The organism is Methylobacterium sp. Leaf112 (assembly GCF_001423295.1).
Classification (GTDB): Bacteria; Pseudomonadota; Alphaproteobacteria; order Rhizobiales; family Beijerinckiaceae; genus Methylobacterium.
The window spans coordinates 262,585-280,268 of the sequence record NZ_LMNG01000030.1 but is presented as its reverse complement, the minus strand read 5'-3'; the positions used below and the strand labels follow the sequence as shown (position 1 = coordinate 280,268).

At 69.7% G+C, this 17,684-nt stretch carries 18 protein-coding genes and 2 pseudogenes; 8 read left to right on the top strand and 12 right to left on the bottom strand.

What is annotated here, in order from left to right:
* Nucleotides 1-37 precede the first annotated feature (37 nt).
* The 3 genes from ASF52_RS15215 to ASF52_RS15205 all read left to right on the top strand — a co-directional run bounded on the left by ASF52_RS15215 (nt 38) and on the right by ASF52_RS15205 (nt 2,834).
* Complete coding sequence (locus ASF52_RS15215) at nt 38-1,075, top strand: aldose epimerase family protein (RefSeq protein WP_056173743.1); 1,038 nt, start codon at nt 38-40, stop codon at nt 1,073-1,075.
* On the top strand, nt 1,072-1,392 hold the full coding sequence (locus ASF52_RS15210; protein WP_056173738.1) for a YnfA family protein: 321 nt from the start codon (nt 1,072-1,074) through the stop codon (nt 1,390-1,392). Before ASF52_RS15215 ends, ASF52_RS15210 begins: the two co-directional genes overlap by 4 nt.
* 152 nt (nt 1,393-1,544) lie before the next feature.
* Nucleotides 1,545-2,834, top strand: coding sequence for an alpha-hydroxy acid oxidase (locus ASF52_RS15205; protein ID WP_056173735.1), 1,290 nt, complete (start codon nt 1,545-1,547; stop codon nt 2,832-2,834).
* Between the two features lie 131 nt (nt 2,835-2,965).
* Here ASF52_RS15205 and ASF52_RS15200 read toward each other — a convergent pair.
* The 6 genes and pseudogenes from ASF52_RS15200 to tesB form a co-directional block, all read right to left on the bottom strand.
* Nucleotides 2,966-3,503 (bottom strand): annotated as a pseudogene (locus tag ASF52_RS15200) (DNA translocase FtsK); the annotation flags it as partial.
* 1 nt (nt 3,504) lies between these two features.
* A pseudogene (locus ASF52_RS23750) lies at nt 3,505-3,761 on the bottom strand (FtsK/SpoIIIE domain-containing protein); the annotation flags it as partial.
* A gap of 1 nt (nt 3,762) precedes the next feature.
* Nucleotides 3,763-5,850 (bottom strand): DNA translocase FtsK (locus tag ASF52_RS15195; protein ID WP_156630182.1); only part of this gene is annotated, 2,088 nt, incomplete at its 3' end.
* A 201-nt stretch (nt 5,851-6,051) separates the two neighbouring features.
* Entirely contained in the window at nt 6,052-7,557 is a 1,506-nt protein-coding gene (locus ASF52_RS15190) for an ammonium transporter (RefSeq protein WP_056173726.1), read from the bottom strand.
* Nucleotides 7,558-7,689: 132 nt separating this feature from the next.
* Nucleotides 7,690-8,028, bottom strand: coding sequence for a P-II family nitrogen regulator (locus ASF52_RS15185; RefSeq protein ID WP_056094106.1), 339 nt, complete (start codon nt 8,026-8,028; stop codon nt 7,690-7,692).
* 315 nt (nt 8,029-8,343) lie between these two features.
* Entirely contained in the window at nt 8,344-9,222 is an 879-nt protein-coding gene (tesB, locus tag ASF52_RS15180; RefSeq protein WP_056174149.1) for an acyl-CoA thioesterase II, read from the bottom strand.
* A gap of 160 nt (nt 9,223-9,382) precedes the next feature.
* Between tesB and ASF52_RS15175 the strand changes: the two genes are divergently transcribed.
* Nucleotides 9,383-10,642 carry an FAD-dependent monooxygenase gene (locus ASF52_RS15175; protein WP_056173724.1) on the top strand — a complete coding sequence of 420 codons (1,260 nt, stop codon included), beginning with the start codon at nt 9,383-9,385 and terminating at the stop codon, nt 10,640-10,642.
* Nucleotides 10,643-10,661: 19 nt separating this feature from the next.
* Here ASF52_RS15175 and ppa read toward each other — a convergent pair whose 3' ends face one another.
* The 3 genes from ppa to ASF52_RS15160 all read right to left on the bottom strand — a co-directional run bounded on the left by ppa (nt 10,662) and on the right by ASF52_RS15160 (nt 12,243).
* Entirely contained in the window at nt 10,662-11,201 is a 540-nt protein-coding gene (ppa, locus tag ASF52_RS15170) for an inorganic diphosphatase (protein ID WP_056173721.1), read from the bottom strand.
* A gap of 142 nt (nt 11,202-11,343) precedes the next feature.
* The gene (locus ASF52_RS15165) at nt 11,344-11,667 is read right to left on the bottom strand and encodes a DUF2892 domain-containing protein (protein WP_056173718.1); all 324 of its coding nucleotides are present in this window, start codon (nt 11,665-11,667) and stop codon (nt 11,344-11,346) included.
* A 69-nt stretch (nt 11,668-11,736) separates the two neighbouring features.
* Nucleotides 11,737-12,243 (bottom strand): GNAT family N-acetyltransferase, encoded by a 507-nt coding sequence (locus tag ASF52_RS15160; RefSeq protein ID WP_056173715.1) that lies wholly within the window; start codon nt 12,241-12,243, stop codon nt 11,737-11,739.
* 194 nt (nt 12,244-12,437) lie between these two features.
* On the opposite strand from ASF52_RS15160, the gene ASF52_RS15155 reads away from it, so the two are divergent.
* From ASF52_RS15155 to ASF52_RS23745, 3 genes are all read left to right on the top strand, one after another.
* Nucleotides 12,438-13,163 carry a fused DSP-PTPase phosphatase/NAD kinase-like protein gene (locus ASF52_RS15155; protein WP_056173713.1) on the top strand — a complete coding sequence of 242 codons (726 nt, stop codon included), beginning with the start codon at nt 12,438-12,440 and terminating at the stop codon, nt 13,161-13,163.
* Between the two features lie 73 nt (nt 13,164-13,236).
* The gene (locus ASF52_RS23300; protein ID WP_244473061.1) at nt 13,237-13,725 is read left to right on the top strand and encodes a hypothetical protein; all 489 of its coding nucleotides are present in this window, start codon (nt 13,237-13,239) and stop codon (nt 13,723-13,725) included.
* A gap of 106 nt (nt 13,726-13,831) precedes the next feature.
* Nucleotides 13,832-14,542, top strand: a complete 711-nt coding sequence (locus ASF52_RS23745; RefSeq protein WP_056174148.1) for a cell wall hydrolase — start codon at nt 13,832-13,834, stop codon at nt 14,540-14,542.
* Between the two features lie 27 nt (nt 14,543-14,569).
* On the opposite strand, the gene ASF52_RS15140 is transcribed toward ASF52_RS23745, so the two are convergent.
* From ASF52_RS15140 to ASF52_RS15130, 3 genes are read right to left on the bottom strand one after another with little or no spacing between them, the layout of a single operon-like run.
* Nucleotides 14,570-14,956, bottom strand: a complete 387-nt coding sequence (locus tag ASF52_RS15140) for a hypothetical protein (RefSeq protein ID WP_056173710.1) — start codon at nt 14,954-14,956, stop codon at nt 14,570-14,572.
* 4 nt (nt 14,957-14,960) lie between these two features.
* Nucleotides 14,961-15,818, bottom strand: coding sequence for a prephenate dehydratase (locus ASF52_RS15135; RefSeq protein ID WP_056173708.1), 858 nt, complete (start codon nt 15,816-15,818; stop codon nt 14,961-14,963).
* A 24-nt stretch (nt 15,819-15,842) separates the two neighbouring features.
* On the bottom strand, nt 15,843-16,586 hold the full coding sequence (locus tag ASF52_RS15130; RefSeq protein ID WP_056173705.1) for a 3-deoxy-manno-octulosonate cytidylyltransferase: 744 nt from the start codon (nt 16,584-16,586) through the stop codon (nt 15,843-15,845).
* Between the two features lie 301 nt (nt 16,587-16,887).
* On the opposite strand from ASF52_RS15130, the gene ASF52_RS15125 reads away from it, so the two are divergent.
* On the top strand, nt 16,888-17,676 hold the full coding sequence (locus tag ASF52_RS15125; RefSeq protein WP_056173702.1) for a c-type cytochrome: 789 nt from the start codon (nt 16,888-16,890) through the stop codon (nt 17,674-17,676).
* The last annotated feature ends 8 nt before the right edge of the window (nt 17,677-17,684 follow it).

Genomic DNA, 17,684 nt, shown 5'->3' with positions numbered 1-17,684 from the left:
GTCGACCGCCCGTGACCCCCGCGGAGATACGCCGCCGATGACACCCGAGCCCTACGGCCGCACCAAGAACGGGCAACCCGTCGCCCGCCACACCCTCGCGCGCGGGCGGCTTACCGTGCGGATCCTCGATTACGGCGGAATCGTCTCCGCCATCGAGACACCCGACCGGACGGGACGGAGAACCAACGTGGTCCTGGGCGCCATGGACCTCGCCGGCTACGAGGCCAGCGACGCGCATTTCGGCGCCCTCATCGGCCGCTACGCCAATCGCATCGCGCACGGCCGGTTCAGCCTCGACGGACAGGTCCATGATCTGCCCCGCAACGAGGGGGACAGCACCATGCATGGCGGCCCGGCGGGGTTCGACCGCAAGGTCTGGCGGGTTGAATCGGCGACCGGTACCGACCTCACCCTCGCCCATCGCTCGCCCGACGGTGACCAGGGCTTCCCCGGCACCCTCGACGTGCGGGTGACCTACGCCCTTCCCGACGACGAGACCCTGTCCATCACCTACGCGGCCGAGACCGACCGGCCGACGGTTCTAAACCTGACCAACCACAGCTATTTCAACCTCGCCGGCGAGGGCGCGGGCGATGCGCTCGACCACGTGGTGGGAATCGCCGCCGACGCATACCTGGCGGTCGACGCGGATCAGATCCCCACCGGCGAGCGGTGCGCGGTCGCCGGCACGCCCTTCGATTTTCGCACCCCCACGGCCCTCGGCGCCCGCATCCGCGCGGCCGATCGCCAATTGATCCGGGGCCATGGCTACGACCACACCTTCGTGCTGCGCGGAGCCGGTGGCCTGCGTACGGTCGCCACCGCGCACGATCCCGCGAGCGGCCGGCACCTGACCGTGGCCACCACCCAACCCGGCCTGCAACTCTACACCGCCAACATGCTCGACGGCACGGCGACGGGCTCGGGTGGTGGGCTCTACCGCGCCGGGGATGCCGTGTGCTTCGAGGCGCAAGGATTTCCCGACGCGCCGAACCATCCCGACTTCCCGAGCACCGTCCTGCGTCCGGGCGAATCGTTCTCGGCGGTCACCACGTACCGATTCACCGTCGCATGACCGGTGTCGTGTACGCCGCCGCCGCCCTGTTCGAGATCGGCGGGTGCTTCTCGGTCTGGGCCTGGCTGCGGCTCGGGCGCTCGGCCTGGTGGCTGGTACCGGGCGCCGTGGCCCTGGGGCTGTTCGCCTGGCTGCTGACGCGCGTCGAGAGCGAGGCGGCCGGCCGCGCCTATGCGGCCTATGGCGGGCTCTACATCGGCGCGTCCCTCCTATGGATGTGGGGCGCGGAAGGCCAGCGGCCGGACCGCTTCGATGTCACCGGCGCCGCCCTGTGCCTCGCCGGGGCGGGCCTCATCCTCTATGGTCCGCGCACCTGAAAGGTCCGCCGTGGGACTGGATGGGGCAAAGCTGCAGGCCGATTAATTGCACTGCAGCATGGCTGTTTTGCAGTGCGGCATCTTGCGTTTTCGACTGCGAATAGGTCAAAACCGTCGCCTGTCGTACCCGACGCGCGAGATTTATAGTTCACATGTCAAGCCACAACCAGCAGACCAACGGTCGAGAGGCGTCGCTCAATCGCAGGAAACTGCTGGAATTCCTGTCCGCCAGCCCGATCCTCGCACCGGGCGCCATCAGCGCGGTCGCCGGAATGCTCGCCGCCGGCACTTCGGGGGCGATGGCTCAGAGCTACGACGTCCTCCGGCAGGCGCCCGTCATGGACGGCGACCTCATCGCCAATCCCGCCCAGGCCCTGAACGTCTTCGATTTCGAGGCGGTGGCGAAGAAGACCCTGCCCCCCGCCCATTACGGCTACCTCGCCAGCGGCGTCGACGGCGACGAGACCCTGAAGGCCAACCGCGAGGGCTTCGAGAAGATCGCCATCCGCGCCCGCCGCCTTATCGACGTGCGCAAGATCGACACCACGGTGAAGATCTTCGGCGAGACCTGGGGCAGCCCCATCGCACTGGCGCCCATCTCCAGCCAGGGTGCGTTCCACCCGGAGGCCGAGGGCGCCGTCGCCCGCGCCTGCAAGGCGAAGAACCATCAGATGATCCTGTCCACCGTGGGCAGCACCTCCATCGAGGACGTGATCAAGGAGCGCGGTTCCCCGGTCTGGTACATGCTGTACCCCACCGACGACTGGGCCGTGACCGAGGCCCTGGTGAAGCGCGCCGAGAAGGCCGGCGCCCCGGCCATCGTGCTCACCGTTGACCGGCAGGGCGGTCGCAACACCGAGACCCTGTTCCGTGAGCGCCGCAGCGATACCCGTACCTGCACCGATTGCCATACGCCCGGCTTCAAGAACGAGGTGAGCCGCAAGCCAATGTTCGACGACCTCGACGTGTCGAAGGTGACGAACCTCTACGGCACCGGCATGACCTGGGACTACGTCAAGCGCCTGCGCGGCATCGTGAAGGGCAAGCTCGTCCTCAAGGGCATCGTCACCCACGAGGACGCCAAGAAGGCCATGGAATACGGCGTCGACGCCCTCATCGTGTCGAACCACGGCGGCCGCGCCGAGGAGAGCCTGCAATCGACCATCGGCGTCCTGCCGGAGATCGTTTCGGCCGTGAACGGCAAGGTGCCGATCCTCATCGACGGCGGGTTCCGGCGCGGCACCGACGTGATCAAGGCCCTGGCGCTCGGCGCCACCGCCGTCTGCGTCGGCCGCCCCTACGCCTGGGGGCTCGCCGCCTTCGGCCAGCCCGGCGTCGAGATGGTGCTCACCCTCATGCAGCGCGAGTTCGAGACGATCATGCGTCAGGTCGGTGCGACGAAGATCGCCGAGATCAACGCCGCGAGCGTCAGCCGGGCCTGATCCCGTCGGGAGAGCGGGATTTCGTTTCCGCTCCCCCGAGACACCGCGACGCGAAACAGAACCGCCCCGAGGGTTTCCCTTCGGGGCGGTTCTGTTTTCATCGAGAACGCTTTCGGATCAGCTCTTGCGGATCAGCTCACGTGAGCGTCCGCCTCGACCAGGATCTCGCGCTTCCCGGCGTGGTTGGCCGGTCCGACGATGCCCTCCATCTCCATCTTCTCCATGAGGGAGGCGGCGCGGTTGTAGCCGATCTGCAGGCGGCGCTGGATGTAGGACGTGGACGCTTTCTTGTCCCGAAGCACCACCTGCATGGCCTGGGCGTAGAGGTCGCCGCCGGTCTCGCCGAAGCTGCCCTGGTCGAACACCGCACCGTCCATCTCGACCTCGTCGGAGGCCGACCCCTTAGCCCCCTCGCCCTCGTCGGCGGTGACCGCCTCAAGGTAGGACGGCCGGCCCTGGCGCTTGAGATGAGCGACGACGCTCTCGACTTCCGAATCCGAGCAGAACGGCCCGTGCACGCGCGTCGTGCGCCCGCCGCCGGCCATGAACAGCATGTCGCCCTGGCCGAGCAGCTGCTCGGCGCCCATCTCGCCGAGGATCGTGCGGCTGTCGATCTTGCTCGTCACCTGGAAGGAGATCCGGGTCGGGAAGTTCGCCTTGATGGTGCCGNAGCTGCTCGGCGCCCATCTCGCCGAGGATCGTGCGGCTGTCGATCTTGCTCGTCACCTGGAAGGAGATCCGGGTCGGGAAGTTCGCCTTGATGGTGCCGGTGATGACGTCGACCGACGGGCGCTGCGTCGCCATGATGAGGTGGATGCCGGCTGCGCGTGCCATCTGGGCGAGGCGCTGGATCGCGCCCTCGATGTCTTTCCCCGCCACCATCATCAGGTCGGCCATCTCGTCGACGACGATGACGATGTAGGGCAGNAGGCCGCGGCAGGCCTGCGCAACGGCCTCGACAACCTGACGGGAGGTGGATGCCGGCTGCGCGTGCCATCTGGGCGAGGCGCTGGATCGCGCCCTCGATGTCTTTCCCCGCCACCATCATCAGGTCGGCCATCTCGTCGACGACGATGACGATGTAGGGCAGCGGGGTGAGGTCCATCTCCTCGTTCTCGTAGACGGCCTCGCCGGTCTCGCGATCGAAACCGGTCTGCACGGTCCGAGTCAGGATCTCGCCGCGCCCCCGCGCCTCGGCGAGTCGGGCGTTGAACCCGTCGATGTTGCGCACACCGACCTTGGACATCTTCTTGTAGCGCTCCTCCATCTCGCGCACGGCCCACTTCAAGGCGATGACCGCCTTCTTCGGGTCCGTGACCACGGGCGAGAGCAGGTGCGGGATGCCGTCGTAGACCGACAGTTCGAGCATCTTCGGATCGACCATGATCAGGCGGCACTGCTCCGGGGTCATCCGGTAGAGCAGGCTGAGGATCATGGTGTTGATGGCCACCGACTTGCCGGAGCCGGTGGTGCCGGCCACCAGCAGGTGCGGCATCCGGGCGAGATCGGCGATGATCGGCTCGCCGCCGATGTTCTTGCCGAGGCACAGGGCAAGGCTCTGCTTCGTCTCGGCGAAATCGACGGAGGCCAGGAGCTCGCGCAGGTACACGGTCTCGCGCCGCGCATTGGGTAGCTCGATGCCGATGGCGTTCCGGCCCGGGACCACGGCGACGCGGGCCGAGACGGCGGACATGGACCGGGCGATGTCGTCGGCCAGCGAGATCACGCGGCTCGACTTGGTGCCGGGGGCCGGCTCCAATTCGTAGAGGGTCACGACGGGGCCGGGCCGTACGGCCAGGATGTCGCCACGCACGCCGAAATCGCTCAGGGTGGCTTCGAGCAGGGTCGCGTTCTGCTCGAGGGCTTCCGAGGACACCTGGGCGGAGGGCGAGACCAGGGGCGGCTCGGCCAGGAGACCCAGCGCCGGAACCGCGTAGGCACCCGGATTGTGCACAGGAGCCGGGGCCGGACGCCGCTGGGGCACGGGGGGCGACGGCGGCGCGGCGACGCGCGAGCGCGCATCCGGGGGCGCGGGCTGGGGATCTTGCGCGAAGACCGGCTCCTCGCCGCCATCGTCGGGCTCGTCGTCGTGCAGCACGGGAGCGGCCCGTCGCACGGGCGCGGGCGCAGCTTCGGTGTCGAACACCGGTTCGCGGCGCGGATCGCGCGGGCTGGGTGCCTCCCAGGGGGTGTCGTCGTCGGAGAAGGCGCGCCGTGCCGCCAGGGCCGGCGAGGCGCCGTCATGGGCGACAACCGCCTGCGCGGCGCGGCCCTCGCGCCAGGTCTCGACACGCGAGGCCAGGGCGGCGCGGCCACCCATGAGCATCTGCGCCAGGGCGCCGAGGGACACGACTCCGAGGCTCGGTTCGTCGTCCTCGTAGCGGTCGTCGTTGCGGGCGCGGGCGGGCGGCCGCACGGGATGCAGCGGCTCGTCCTCCTCCTCCGGGATCTCGCCCACCCGGCAGGCACCGGTCAGGCTCAGGATGGCGATGGCGGCGAAGAGGAAGCCCACCAACGCCGCGGCCGGCGAGGCGACGATGCCCACGATGGTGCGGGCCGCGTGGATCAGGGCATCGCCGGTGACGCCGCCGAGCCCCGTGGGCAGGGGCCAGCGCGCCGTGGACGGCAGGGCGCTGGCCACCGCGCTCGCGGAGAAGAAGCCGATGATCCACAGGGTGATGCGCAGGCCCCCGCGCGGCAGGGCACGGGAGCGCATGAGCTGCACCCCCCACAGGGCCGGTGGCAGGACGAAAGCAAGGGAGCCGAGGCCGAGGAGCTGCATGGCGAGGTCGGACATCACCGCCCCGCTGGTGCCGAGCACGTTGTGGGCGGCGTGGTCGGTGGCGTGGTTCAGGCTCGGGTCGTCGATGGACCACGTCGCCAGGGCGACGGTCAGGGCCGTCGCGCCGGCAAACAGGATGAGACCGCCCAACTCCGTCATCCGCTTGGCCAGGAACGGCCGAAAGCTGTCGACGAACGTGTCGTAGGGCGATGCGGAACGGCGAAGCGAGCGCATTCGGAACCAGACGCGATGGGGAAACGATCCGGTAACGCTAACGCCCGCGCGGTTAACGGGGGTTTAAGTGTGCTCCTGAGCTCCCGAATGCGACAGGTGTCCAAGATGACGTGCAGACGAAAGAAGGCCCCGGATCGTGCGATCCGGGGCCTTCTTTCGTGTTGCCTCGGGCCGCCCCGGAAGTCGGCCCTGGGATCGATCCTAGTAGTTGTAGGCGCGCTCGCCGTGATCGGCGATGTCGAGGCCTTCGCGCTCCTCGTCCTGGGTGACGCGCAGGCCGATGGTGAGATCGACGAGCTTGTACAGGATGGCGGAGCCGATGCCGGACCACAGGATGGTGAAGCCGACGGCCTTGAGCTGGCTCATCAGGGCCGCCGCCGTCTCGTAGGTGCCCACCGCGAGTTCACCGGGCTTCGAGGCGTAGTCCGGCAGGCCGACGCCGCCGAAATCCGGGTTCACCAGGATGCCGGTCGCCACGGCGCCGAGGATGCCGCCGATGCAGTGCACGCCGAAGACGTCGAGGGAATCGTCGTAGCCGAGCGCGTTCTTCACCGTGGAGCACATGATGAAGCATACGGCGCCCGCGACGAGGCCCAGCACGATCGAACCCATGGGACCGGCGAAACCGGCGGCCGGGGTGACTGCGACGAGGCCCGCGATGGCACCCGACAGCATGCCCAGCAGGGAGGGCTTGCCCTTCAGCATCCACTCCACGAACAGCCAGGAGAGGGCGGCGGCGGCGGTGGCCACGAAGGTGTTGAGCATCGCCATGGCGGCGGTGCCGTTGGACTCGAGGTTCGAGCCGGCGTTGAAGCCGAACCAGCCGACCCAGAGCAGCGAGGCGCCGATGGCGGTCATGGTCAGGGAGTGCGGAGCGAGCAGGTCACGGCCGTAGCCGATGCGCTTGCCAAGCATGAGGCAGCCGACGAAGCCGGCGATGCCCGCGTTGATATGCACCACGGTGCCGCCTGCGAAGTCGAGGGCGCCCCATTTGAACAGCAGGCCGGCATCGGCGTTCACCGCGTCGAGGGCCGCCTGTGCGGTCGCCTTCGAGGCGTCGTCGGTGGCGGCGGCCAGCGCCTTGGCGGCGTTGCCGACGGCGTCCGGGCCGCCCCAATACCAGACCATGTGGGCCATCGGGAAGTAGATGAGGGTGGTCCAGAGGATCATGAACACGACGAGCGCCGAGAACTTCATCCGCTCGGCGAAGGCGCCGACGATGAGGGCCGGGGTGATCATCGCGAACGTCATCTGGAAGCAGATGTAGACGTATTCGGGGATCACGACGCCGTTCGAAAAGGTCGCGACGGTGGAGTTGGCGTCGATGCCCTTCAGGAAGGCCTTCGAGAACCCGCCGACGAAGTCGTTCAGGCCGCCGCCGTTGGTGAAGGCGAGGCTGTAGCCGAAGATCACGAACAGCAGCGAGGAAATGCACGCGATGGCGAAGACCTGCGTCAGCACCGAGAGCATGTTCTTCGTACGCACGAGGCCGCCGTAGAACAGGGCCAGGCCCGGTACGACCATCAGCAGCACGAGGGCGCTGGAGATCAGCATCCAGGCGGTGTCGCCCTTGTTCGGGACGGGCGCGGCCACTGCGGCGGCCGGTGCGGCCTCCGTGGTCGGCGACTGCGCGAGGGATGGCTCGATGAACAGGAGCGCCAGGGCGGCGCCTCCCATTCCGAGCGCCAGGGCATTGCGAAGTTTCATGGAAACAGGACTCCCGGTCACTGTGCGATGCTGAAGGGGGACGATCGTGGGGCGGGGACCGGCGGGCGGCCCGACTCTCCCGGGGGCCGGCGCGCGGACCCGAAGTACGGCTGCGGACTGCGAGGGGCTGCCTCAGAGGGCGTCGACGTCGGTCTCGCCGGTGCGGATGCGGACGGCCTTCTCGAGGGGAAGAACGAAGATCTTGCCGTCGCCGATCTGGCCCGTGCGGGCGGCGGCCGCGATGGCGTCGATGACGCTGCCGGTGAGGTCGGAGGCCACCGCCACCTCGATCTTCAGCTTGGGCAGGAAGCTCACGGCGTACTCGGCGCCGCGGTAGATCTCGGTGTGGCCCTTCTGGCGGCCGTAACCCTTCACCTCGGTGACGGTGAGCCCGTGCACGCCGATGCCGGTCAGGGCGTCCCGGACCTCCTCCAGCTTGAACGGCTTGATGATAGCCATCACGATCTTCATGGGCGGCGCCCCCTTGTCCCGATTGGTTGCCCGGCCGGCGCGCTCTCGCGTCGCGACCCGACGGGTCCGGATGTTCGGCGTGGATCGGACTGACCCAGACGCTCGCCCTTCGTTATTCAAGGACTATGCCAACGGGAACTTTTCGCGTTCGGCCCTATCTGCTTAGAAACTGTCCGTACCGTGCCCTGGATACGGGCGAAATTCCCGCCAAGTTTGCGCTGTTCGCAAGCATTATGGCGCATCGATAGGCAGATTGAGAGGTGTCCGGGCACCTCGCGAGATGCCTGGAGATCGGCGCCGCGCCGCCGCGTGGAGTCAGCCTTCGGCGCGTCGCGGCCGAATCATGCCTTCCTGGGCGACGGACGCCACGAGGCTGCCGTCCCGCGAAAAGATCTGCCCCCGGGCGAAGCCGCGCGCTCCCCCGGCACTTGGACTGTCCTGGGCGTAGAGCAGCCACTCGTCGGCGCGGAACGGGCGATGCAGCCACAGGGCATGGTCGAGGCTCGCCGACTGGATCTCTCCGTCGAACACCGTCTGCCCGTGCGGGATCAGGGTGGCATCGAGCAGCGTCATGTCGGAGGCGTAGGCCAGCACCGCCCGGTGGATGGCGGGATCGTCGGGCAGCCGGTCGACGGCGCGCATCCAGACGTGGAAGCGCGGGTCGCGCGGCGCCCGCCTGAGGTAGCGCTCGATCTCCACGGGGCGCAGCTCGATGGGGCGGCGGCGCCCGAAATAGGACAGGATCGGCGCCGGAATCGCCGCGCCCTCGCGGGCTGCCTGCGCGGCGGCGGCCGGCGCCTCGGCCACCTCTTCGGGGGGCGGCACGTCGGGCATCGTCGCCTGGTGGACGGCGCCCTCCTCCGCGTCGTGATAGGAGACCGACATGGCGAAGATCGCCCGCTCGTGCTGGCTCGCCACCACCCGGCGGGTCGCGAAGCTGCGCCCGTCGCGGATGCGCTCGACGGCGTAGTCGATGGGCGCCTTCGGATCTCCGCCGAGCAGAAAATACGCGTGCAGGGAATGCGGCGGACGCGTCTTCGGCACCGTGCGCGAGGCCGCCACTAGGGCCTGGGCCACCACCTGCCCGCCGAACACCCGAAACCAGCCGGTCTGCAGACTCTCGCCCCGGAAGCGGTCCTGTCCCAGGGGGGCGAGATCGAGGATGTCGAGGAGTTCGGCGACGATGCCGGCCATGGGGACCCCCGGTGGTGGAACGGACGATGCCGCCGCCATAGCAAGCTTGGGGGGCGCGATCCATGCGGCCGGCGACGATGCCGCTGCCGCGGAGGCGGCCCGCGCGTTGCCCTCGACCCCGGGGAGTGGCACTCCGGGCGGATCGGGACGGGGACGCGAGATGACGGGATCGGGGCAGCGCAGGGTGGTGGTGGCCGGGGCCGGAATCCCGGGGCTGAGCCTCGCCCTGGCGTTGAAGCGGGCGCACGGCCCGGCGCTCGCCGTCACCGTCTGCGATCCGGCCCTGGCGTCCGGCGCGGCGCGCCACCGCGGCCGGGCCTTCGCCGTGGCGGCGGGGGGGCGACGGATGTTCGCCCAACTCGGGATCTGGGAGGCCGTGTCCGCGGCGGCCGAGCCGATCCGCGACATGGTGGTGAGCGACAGCCGCCTCACCGACCCGGTGCGACCGGTCTTCCTCACCTTCGCTCAGGAGCCTTCCCCCCAGGATGCGGTGGCGGGCGAGCCCTTCGCCCATATGGTCGAGGCCGAACCCCTGGTCGCCGCGCTGCTGGCGGCCTGCGCGGCGGCGGGGGTGGTCCTCGATCCCGTCGGGATCGCGTCCGCCGATCCGGGGCCCGAGGCCACCGAACTCCATCGCACCGATGGACGAGCCGAGACAGCGAGCCTCCTCGTGGCGGCGGACGGAGCGCGCTCGCGCCTGCGCGAAGGGGCCGGCATCGGCTGGGTCGGCTGGTCCTATCCGCAATCGGGCATCGTCGCGACCATCGGGCATGAGCGTCCCCATGGGGGCCGGGCCTACGAGCATTTCCTGCCGAGCGGCCCGTTCGCGATCCTGCCCCTCGTCGCGGGCGGCGCATTGGGGCACCGCTCGTCCATCGTCTGGACCGAGCGGGCGGCGGACGTGCCGGCTCTTCTCGGTGGCGGACCCGACGAGACTTTGGTGGAGATCGAACGCCGATTCGGCCTCGGCTTCGGCCGGATCGTGCTGGAGGCGGGGCCGAGCGCGCACCCCCTCGCCTTCGGGATCGCCCGCCGGTTCCGGGCCGACAGGATGGCGCTGCTCGGCGACGCGGCCCACGTCATCCACCCCATCGCGGGACAGGGGCTGAACCTCGGGCTCGCGGGCGCGGCCTCCCTGGCGCAGGCCGTCACCGACGCCCTGCGGCTCGGCCTCGATCCCGGCGCCCCCGACGTGCTGCAGACCTACGAGCGCGAACGCCGGTTCGAGACCCTCGCCATGGGGGCGATGACGGACGGGCTCAACCGCCTGTTCTCCACGGACGCCCTGCCGGTGCGCCTGGCGCGCGATCTCGGCCTCGGCCTCGTCGATCGCCTGCCGGGCCTCAAGCGCCTGTTCATTGGGCAAGCCGCCGCGGTACGCGGCACCCTGCCGAAACTTTTGCGCGGGCAGGCGCTCTAGGCCGCCCGCGCAACGGGTCCTACTTGTCCTTGTTGGCCTTCGCGCGCGCGATGCCTTCGTGGATGAGGCGGTGGGCCTCGGCCTTGTCGCCCCAGCGCACGATCTTGACCCACTTGCCGGGCTCCAGATCCTTGTAGTGCTCGAAGAAGTGCTGGATCTGATGGATCGTGATGTCGGGCAAGTCGGTGTAATTTTCCACGCGGTCGTACCGCATGGTGAGGTGACGCGACGGCACGGCGATAATCTTCTCGTCCTCGCCGGCATTGTCCTCCATCACCAGCACGCCGACGGGGCGCACGCTCATGACGGCGCCCGGCGCGATGGCGCGCGTGTTGGCGACGAGCACGTCGCACGGATCGCCGTCACCCGAGAGTGTGTGCGGGATGAAGCCGTAATTGCCCGGGTAATGCATCGCCGTGTAGAGGAAACGATCGACCACGAGGGCGCCCGATTCCTTGTCCATCTCGTACTTGATCGGGTCGCCGCCGATGGGAACCTCGATGATGACGTTCACATCATCGGGCGCGTTCTTGCCGATCGAGACATTGTCGATGATCATGGGCTGTTTCTCCCGTGCACTTCGGGCCGCAGAGGCCTCTCCGGGCGTCTCTTAAAGCCGTTGCCGCCTCAAGGAAATCTCCGGCCCGGTCGCCCGGCTACGTTTGGCGGGGATTATCACGCCTCCGCCCGGGCGCGCGGGCTTAGCGCCGGAAGGACGCCCTCACCCGCGCCCACGTCGCCACGATCCAGCGTGCGCTGCGCTCCAGGGGAACCTTGAGTCCGGGAATGTCCTCGCTGAGCAGCGCGAGGCCGACGGGCAGCATCCACAGGCCGAGTACCGGCAGGATCGAGAACACACCGCCGAGGATGAACAGAAGAGCGGCGATGATCCGGACGATGCGCCGCGACGGCTCGCGCAGCCAATCGAGGGCCTCCCCCAGGCGCGTGGGCAGCTTCTCCGTCAGGCGCGCGACCCGGTCGTCCCAGTCCTTCGCGGTGACGGTCTCGTGTCCGCTGGCGGTCATCGGCTCTCCCCTCGGCCAGTCGGCCACAGGGATGAGATGGGGAGGCCATGACGATTCGGCGAGCCGGCCTCAGGCGAAGCGGTAGCCGACCTTGGGCAGCACCGAGCCGGCGATGCTGTCGCTGGCGTCCCCGACGATCGTGGCGCCGAGGCCGAGGTAGAACGCCTTCGCCCGGTCGTTGCCCGCAAGGGCCCAGACCCCGAGGGTGTGGAGGCCGTGATCCATCATGTCGTTGCGCACGGCCCGAAACAGCCGCCGGCCGAGGCCGAGCCCCTGATGCTCGGGCAGGATGTAGAGTTCGTCGATCTCGCCCGCGGTGCCGAGACCCCGGCCCCTGGCCTGCCCGTAGACCGCGTAGCCGACCACACCCTCGCGGGTCTCCACCACCACGAGGGGACGCCGGCGCTGGGCCGCGCCGAGCCACCATTGCGCGCTGCGCCGGGCGATCATGCGCTCGAGGGAAACACCCGGGATGATGCCCCGATAGGCCTCGCGCCAGGTTTCTTCGAACACGTCCGACAGGCGGTCGGCGTCGGTGGGGCGGGCGCGGCGAATGCTGGTGGTGCTCGTGCTCATGACGGGTCCCCGCGCTCGAAGTCGATCGATCAGGCATCGGTATCGGAGATGACGATCCGGGCGAACACAAGGCAAGGGCGATGCCGGGTCGCGCCGACCTCGTTTGTCCCGAGGGGCCCGCCGTTTGCCGGGCCAGGGCGCGCCTGTTAGATGCCGGGGCTCCTCCCCCGTAGAGCCGCGACGTTCCCCGCCCCGTGTTCAAGCGCTTCCTCAAGCCCGAGACCCGCTACGCGCGGCGCATGGCGCGCATCGCCCGGTTCGAGAAGCCCATCGCCGGGCCGGTCTCGCGGGCGAAGGCGTGGGCCAACATGCTCCTCGTCGATCACGGCGTGTTCCGGTTGGCCTACCTCAACCGGCACCGGGTGGGACAGGGCAAGCTGTGGCGCTCGGCCCAGCCGACGCCGCACCAGCTCGCCTGGTTCAAGCGCCAGGGCGTCCGCACGGTGATTTCCCTGCGCGGCGGGCGCGAGCACGGGTCCTGGCCGCTCCAGCGCGAGGCCTGTGCCCGCCAGGGCCTGACCCTCGTGGAGTTCGTCCTGCGCTCGCGCGAGGCGCCGTCCCGCGAGACGATCCTGGCCGCCAAGGATTTCTTCGCCGGCGTCGAATATCCGGCGATGATGCACTGCAAGTCGGGCGCCGACCGGGCCGGCATGGGGGCGGTGCTCTACCTCATCCTGCACGAGAGCCGGCCCGTCGCGGAGGCCATGGGCCAGCTCTCGGCCCGCTACGGCCATTTCCGCTTCGCCAAGACCGGCATCCTCGATGCATTCTTCGACCTCTACCTTCGCGAGGGCGAGGCCCGCGGCCTCGACTTCCTCACGTGGGTCGAGACGGTCTACGACCCGGAGGCCCTGAAGCGTGAGTTTCGGCCTGGGTTCTGGTCGGATCTCGTGGTCGACCGGCTGATCAAGCGGGAATAGCCGCCCGGCCCGGTAACCCCCCGTTAACCAAACCGGGCCGAACTGATGCTTCCGCACAGTGACGAGACCCGCGATGGCAGCCTCTCCCCTCCGGCCGACCACGCCGACCCTGGCGAAGTACCCGATCCCCGTCGAACTCATCACGACCCTGTATCGGGCGCGTGGGGCGGAGCTCGATGCGCTCATCGCCGGCATGCCCGAATATGCCCGCGCCCGGGTGGCGGCCTATTGCGTCGAGCGCGAACGCCTCCTCGACCTCGGTCAGCGCATGGCCGGCACCTGCGGCGAGGCCACCCTGATCAAGGCTGCCGGACCCAAGGCGGGGGCGGCCCTGTTCGCCCAATCGCGCCCGGCGCCCGTGCCTCAGTCCGAGATCGTGGCGGCTGAGACCGAGGCCGGCGAGATCGCGTCGAAGCCCGCGGTTTCGGCGGATGCGACCCCCGCCCCACTCCTGCGCGTCCTCGAATTCCCCGCCGTCCCCGCCCCCGTCGTGGTCGCGGGTGAGGCCGATACGGCACAGTCCCCGGCGATGGCGAACGCGGCCCGTCCGAAAGCCGCCTGAGCCCGGGTCCTGCCCGAAAAAGACCCGAATGGCGGCCAAGCCTGGCCGTCGCGGATCGTCAGGGGCCTGCGCCCCGGCGACGGAAATCACGATGGAGCGAGACGGCATGCAGGGTTCGTGGGCGACGAAAACGGGTTCTCTCCTCGGCTTGATCGTGGTGATTCCCGCCCTCGGGGCCTGCAATTCCACCCTGATCCCGGGCCAGAACACGGGCAGCCTCGCCATGGCCCAGCCCGTCGCCGCCACGGACGAGGAGCGCGACTGCCTCGGGCGCGCCATGTACTTCGAATCGAACCGCAGCGACCGCGACGGCCTCCTGGCCGTCGGCACCGTGGTGATGAACCGGGTGCAGTCGGCGCCTCAGGGCAGCGGCATCTGCTCGGTGGTCGGTCAGCCCCGGCAATTCGCCCCGGGCGTGCTCACCAAGTCGATGGAGGCCAAGGATCTCCAGCGCGTCGCCGACGTGACCGACGCGGTGCTGGCCGGGCAGCGCCACCCCAAGGTCGGCCGGGCCATGCATTTCCACACGGCTGGCCTGCGCTTCCCCTACAACAACATGCATTACGTGGCGGTGGCCGGCGGCAACGCGTTCTACGAGAAGCGCAAGCCGGGCGCCCCGGCACCGACGGGCCCGAGCATGCCCACCACCGCCATGGCGTACGCCGCTGCGGCCCCCGCGGCCCCCGCGGCTTCGCCGATCCAGGCGCGCATGGCCGATGCCGAGCGCGATGTGCCGGCGGCTCAGACCATCCTCAACGAACCCGCCAAGGACATCTGTCGGACCGCGGGGCTGAGCAGCGCGAGCCGGGGCGGCTAGGGCCTGACCCGACCCTGTCGGGTCGGATCAGTCGTTCGGTTCCCTTGTCTGCAGCACATCCATCCGACCCTGCTCCCGCGCCGCATGCACCAGGGCGACGATCTGCTGCGCGCTCGCGCGATAATCCGCGGTGCCGTCGATCGGCCGGAAGCCGTGGAACAGGGCGGCCTCGACCGTGAGGTTCTCGGCCTCGCTGCCGGGCGTCGGTGCCGTCGGGACCGTATGCCCGACGTCGCGGGATCGCCGCGCTTCGCGCAGGCCGTTGTAGATCCGCTCGATCAGAACGTGCCCGCTCCAATCGTCGGCGACCCGAAGCACGGTCGATCCATGATGGATTTCGAACAGGCAGGGGGTCGTGTCGTCAGTCTCGGGTATCCCGCTCACGATCCGGCTCGCTGCGTCGCGTTCGCTCAAGGCCCTATTCCGCCGCCAGGCGGCTGACCTCGCGATAGGGATCGGCCGGATAGGTGCCGATGATCCGCACTTCTCGCGAGAAGTAGGCAAGTTCTTCAAGGGCCCGGGCGAGGCCGGGCTCGTCGGGGTGGCCGTCGACCTCGGCGTAGAACTGGGTCGCCGAGAACTGGCCCTCGACCATGTAGCTCTCGAGCTTCGACATGTTGACGCCGTTGGTGGCGAAGCCCCCGAGTGCCTTGTAGAGGGCGGCCGGGATGTTGCGCACCCGGAAGATGAAGCTCGTCACCGCCGGACCGGCCTCCGCCGCGAGGGGCTCGGCCTCGGGGGCGAACACCACGAAGCGGGTGGTGTTGTGGCTCTCGTCCTCGACATCGCGGGCGACGATCTCGAGGCCGTAGACTTCGGCCGCCAGCGCCGGCGCCAGGGCACCCCGGCTCGGGTCGCGGGTCTCCGCCACCTCACGGGCGGCGCCCGCCGTGTCGCCCGCCACCACGGCGCGGAGCCCGAGGCGCCGGATGATCTTGCGGCACTGGCCGAGCGCATGGACGTGGCTGTGGACGGACTTGAGCGTCCCCACCTCGGTCCCCGGCAGCACCATCAGTTGGAAGTGGATCGGCAGGAAGTGCTCGGCGACGATGTGGAGGCGCGCCGTCGGGATGAGGTGGTGGATGTCGGCGACCCGGCCCGCGATGGAGTTCTCGATGGGGATCATCGCCCGGGCGGCCCGGCCCTCGTTCACCGCCGCGAAGGCGTCCTCGAAGGTCGGGCACGGCAGCGGCGTCCAGTCCGGGTAGGCCTGGGCGCAGAGGATGTGCGAGTTGGCGCCGGGCTCGCCCTGGTATGAGATGGTGCGGTGGGGCATCGGAATCTTTTCGCGTCCAACGGTTCAGTTCAGGCGCCGGGCCGAGAGGACGGCGCGCGCCCGCTCCAGGTCGGCGGGGGTATCGACGCCGAGAGGCAGGTCGTCGACGATCATGGCGTCGATGCGCAGGCCGGCTTCCAGGGCGCGCAGCTGCTCCAGCTTCTCGCGGGTTTCGAGGGTGCCGGGCGGCAGGGCCATGAAACGCGCCAGCGCACGGCGGCGATACGCGTAGAGGCCGATGTGGTGGTAATGCGGCCCCTCCCCCCACGGCGCCCGCGCCCGGGTGAAATAGAGCGCGCGCAGGCGGTTCTCGCCGACGGGATGGCCGACGAGCTTGACCACGTTGGGATCGTCGCGCTCCGCCGCGTCGGTGATCACGGCGCACAGGGTGGCGATGTCGACGGCCTTGTCGGCGAGCGGCAGGATCGCGGCACCGATGATGGCGGGATCGATGGTCGGCAGGTCGCCCTGGACGTTGACGACGATGGTGTGGTTGCCCTGCGGATCGATGATCTCCAGGGCCTCGGCGAGGCGGTCCGAGCCCGTGGGGTGGTCGGCTCGGGTCATCACCGCGATGCCCCCCTCCGCCTCGATCACGTCGCGGATGGCCGTGGTATCGGTCGCCACCACCACGGGGCCGATTCCGGCCTCGACGGCCCGGCGCCAGACATGGACGATCATCGGCGCGCCGCAGAGATCCAGGAGCGGTTTGTCCGGAAGGCGGGTCGCGGCGAGGCGGGCGGGGATGAGCACGAGGGGATCGGACATTCTTTTCGCCCATCGCTTCGGCTGGCTGCCGAGGATCTCTGACTTCGAAAACGTCCGTTCCCGGCGCGTTCGAAGCCCGTCGCTTATCAGCGGGGTGGGGTGTTGTCATGCACCGGGGGCGATCCCCGGGGGCCACACCGGTGACGGATCGGCCTCTGCGACTACGCGGCGTCGCCGCGCGCCATTGTCAAGATCGGGCTCCAGCGGCTAAGCACCCTCGACTGTTTCCAAAGTCCGACACATCCCCGTGTCCGGACCCGCCCGCAAGCGCGCCCAGCCGGACGCATCGGAGTTGTCGAGAATGGACTCTTTCGAGCTGAACAAGGTCGCGGGTGCTGCGCTCGGCGCACTCCTGTTCGCCGTAGGGTCCGGGTTCGTCGCCGAGCTGATCTACCACCCCAAGCCCGCCGGGGCCGCGGGTTACGCCCTGCCGGAGCCCCAGGCGAAGGCCGCCGGTGGCGCCCCCGAGGCGAAGGCCGAGCCCCTGCCGATCCGGCTCGCCAGCGCCAGCGCCGACAAGGGCCAGTCGGCGGCCAAGAAGTGCGCCTCGTGCCACAGCTTCGACAAGGGCGGCCCCAACAAGGTCGGCCCGCACCTCTGGGGCGTCGTCGAGCGCCAGAAGGCCCATGAGAGCGGGTTCGAGTATTCGGCCGCCCTCAAGGAGAAGGGCGGCACCTGGACCTACGACGACCTCGACCACTTCCTGACGAGCCCGAAGGGCTACGCCGCCGGCACCAAGATGGCGTTCGCCGGCATCACCTCGCCCGCCGAGCGCGCCGACGTTATCGCGTATCTGCGTACCCTCGCCGATACCCCGGCGCCCCTGCCGGCGGCGGAGAAGAAGGCCGAGGCCAAGCCGGCGGAAGCCAAGCCCGATGCGGCGAAGCCCGCCGAAGCCAAGCCTGACGCTGTCAAGCCTGACGCTGCCAAGCCCGCGGAGGCCAAGCCGGCCCCGGCCGCAGCTCCGGCCGAGAAGCCGCCCGCCCCTCCTGCTCCCCCGGCCGAAGCGCCGCCTGCCCCCCCGGCGGCGCCCGAGAAGCCGCCCACTCCGCCCGCGCCTCCGGCTCCCGCCGAGAAGCCAGCCGAGTAGGTCGCGCC

Coding starts and splice junctions, on each gene's coding strand:
- ASF52_RS15125 (WP_056173702.1), top strand. CDS start 16,888: ATGGACTCTTTCGAGCTGAACAAGGTCGCGGGTGCTGCGCTCGGCGCA.
- ASF52_RS15175 (WP_056173724.1), top strand. CDS start 9,383: ATGACGGGATCGGGGCAGCGCAGGGTGGTGGTGGCCGGGGCCGGAATC.
- ASF52_RS15165 (WP_056173718.1), bottom strand. CDS start 11,667: ATGACCGCCAGCGGACACGAGACCGTCACCGCGAAGGACTGGGACGAC.
- ASF52_RS15130 (WP_056173705.1), bottom strand. CDS start 16,586: ATGTCCGATCCCCTCGTGCTCATCCCCGCCCGCCTCGCCGCGACCCGC.
- ASF52_RS15205 (WP_056173735.1), top strand. CDS start 1,545: ATGTCAAGCCACAACCAGCAGACCAACGGTCGAGAGGCGTCGCTCAAT.
- tesB (WP_056174149.1), bottom strand. CDS start 9,222: ATGGCCGGCATCGTCGCCGAACTCCTCGACATCCTCGATCTCGCCCCC.
- ASF52_RS15210 (WP_056173738.1), top strand. CDS start 1,072: ATGACCGGTGTCGTGTACGCCGCCGCCGCCCTGTTCGAGATCGGCGGG.
- ASF52_RS15185 (WP_056094106.1), bottom strand. CDS start 8,028: ATGAAGATCGTGATGGCTATCATCAAGCCGTTCAAGCTGGAGGAGGTC.
- ASF52_RS15135 (WP_056173708.1), bottom strand. CDS start 15,818: ATGCCCCACCGCACCATCTCATACCAGGGCGAGCCCGGCGCCAACTCG.
- ASF52_RS15190 (WP_056173726.1), bottom strand. CDS start 7,557: ATGAAACTTCGCAATGCCCTGGCGCTCGGAATGGGAGGCGCCGCCCTG.
- ASF52_RS23300 (WP_244473061.1), top strand. CDS start 13,237: ATGGCAGCCTCTCCCCTCCGGCCGACCACGCCGACCCTGGCGAAGTAC.
- ppa (WP_056173721.1), bottom strand. CDS start 11,201: ATGATCATCGACAATGTCTCGATCGGCAAGAACGCGCCCGATGATGTG.
- ASF52_RS15160 (WP_056173715.1), bottom strand. CDS start 12,243: ATGAGCACGAGCACCACCAGCATTCGCCGCGCCCGCCCCACCGACGCC.
- ASF52_RS15215 (WP_056173743.1), top strand. CDS start 38: ATGACACCCGAGCCCTACGGCCGCACCAAGAACGGGCAACCCGTCGCC.
- ASF52_RS23745 (WP_056174148.1), top strand. CDS start 13,832: ATGCAGGGTTCGTGGGCGACGAAAACGGGTTCTCTCCTCGGCTTGATC.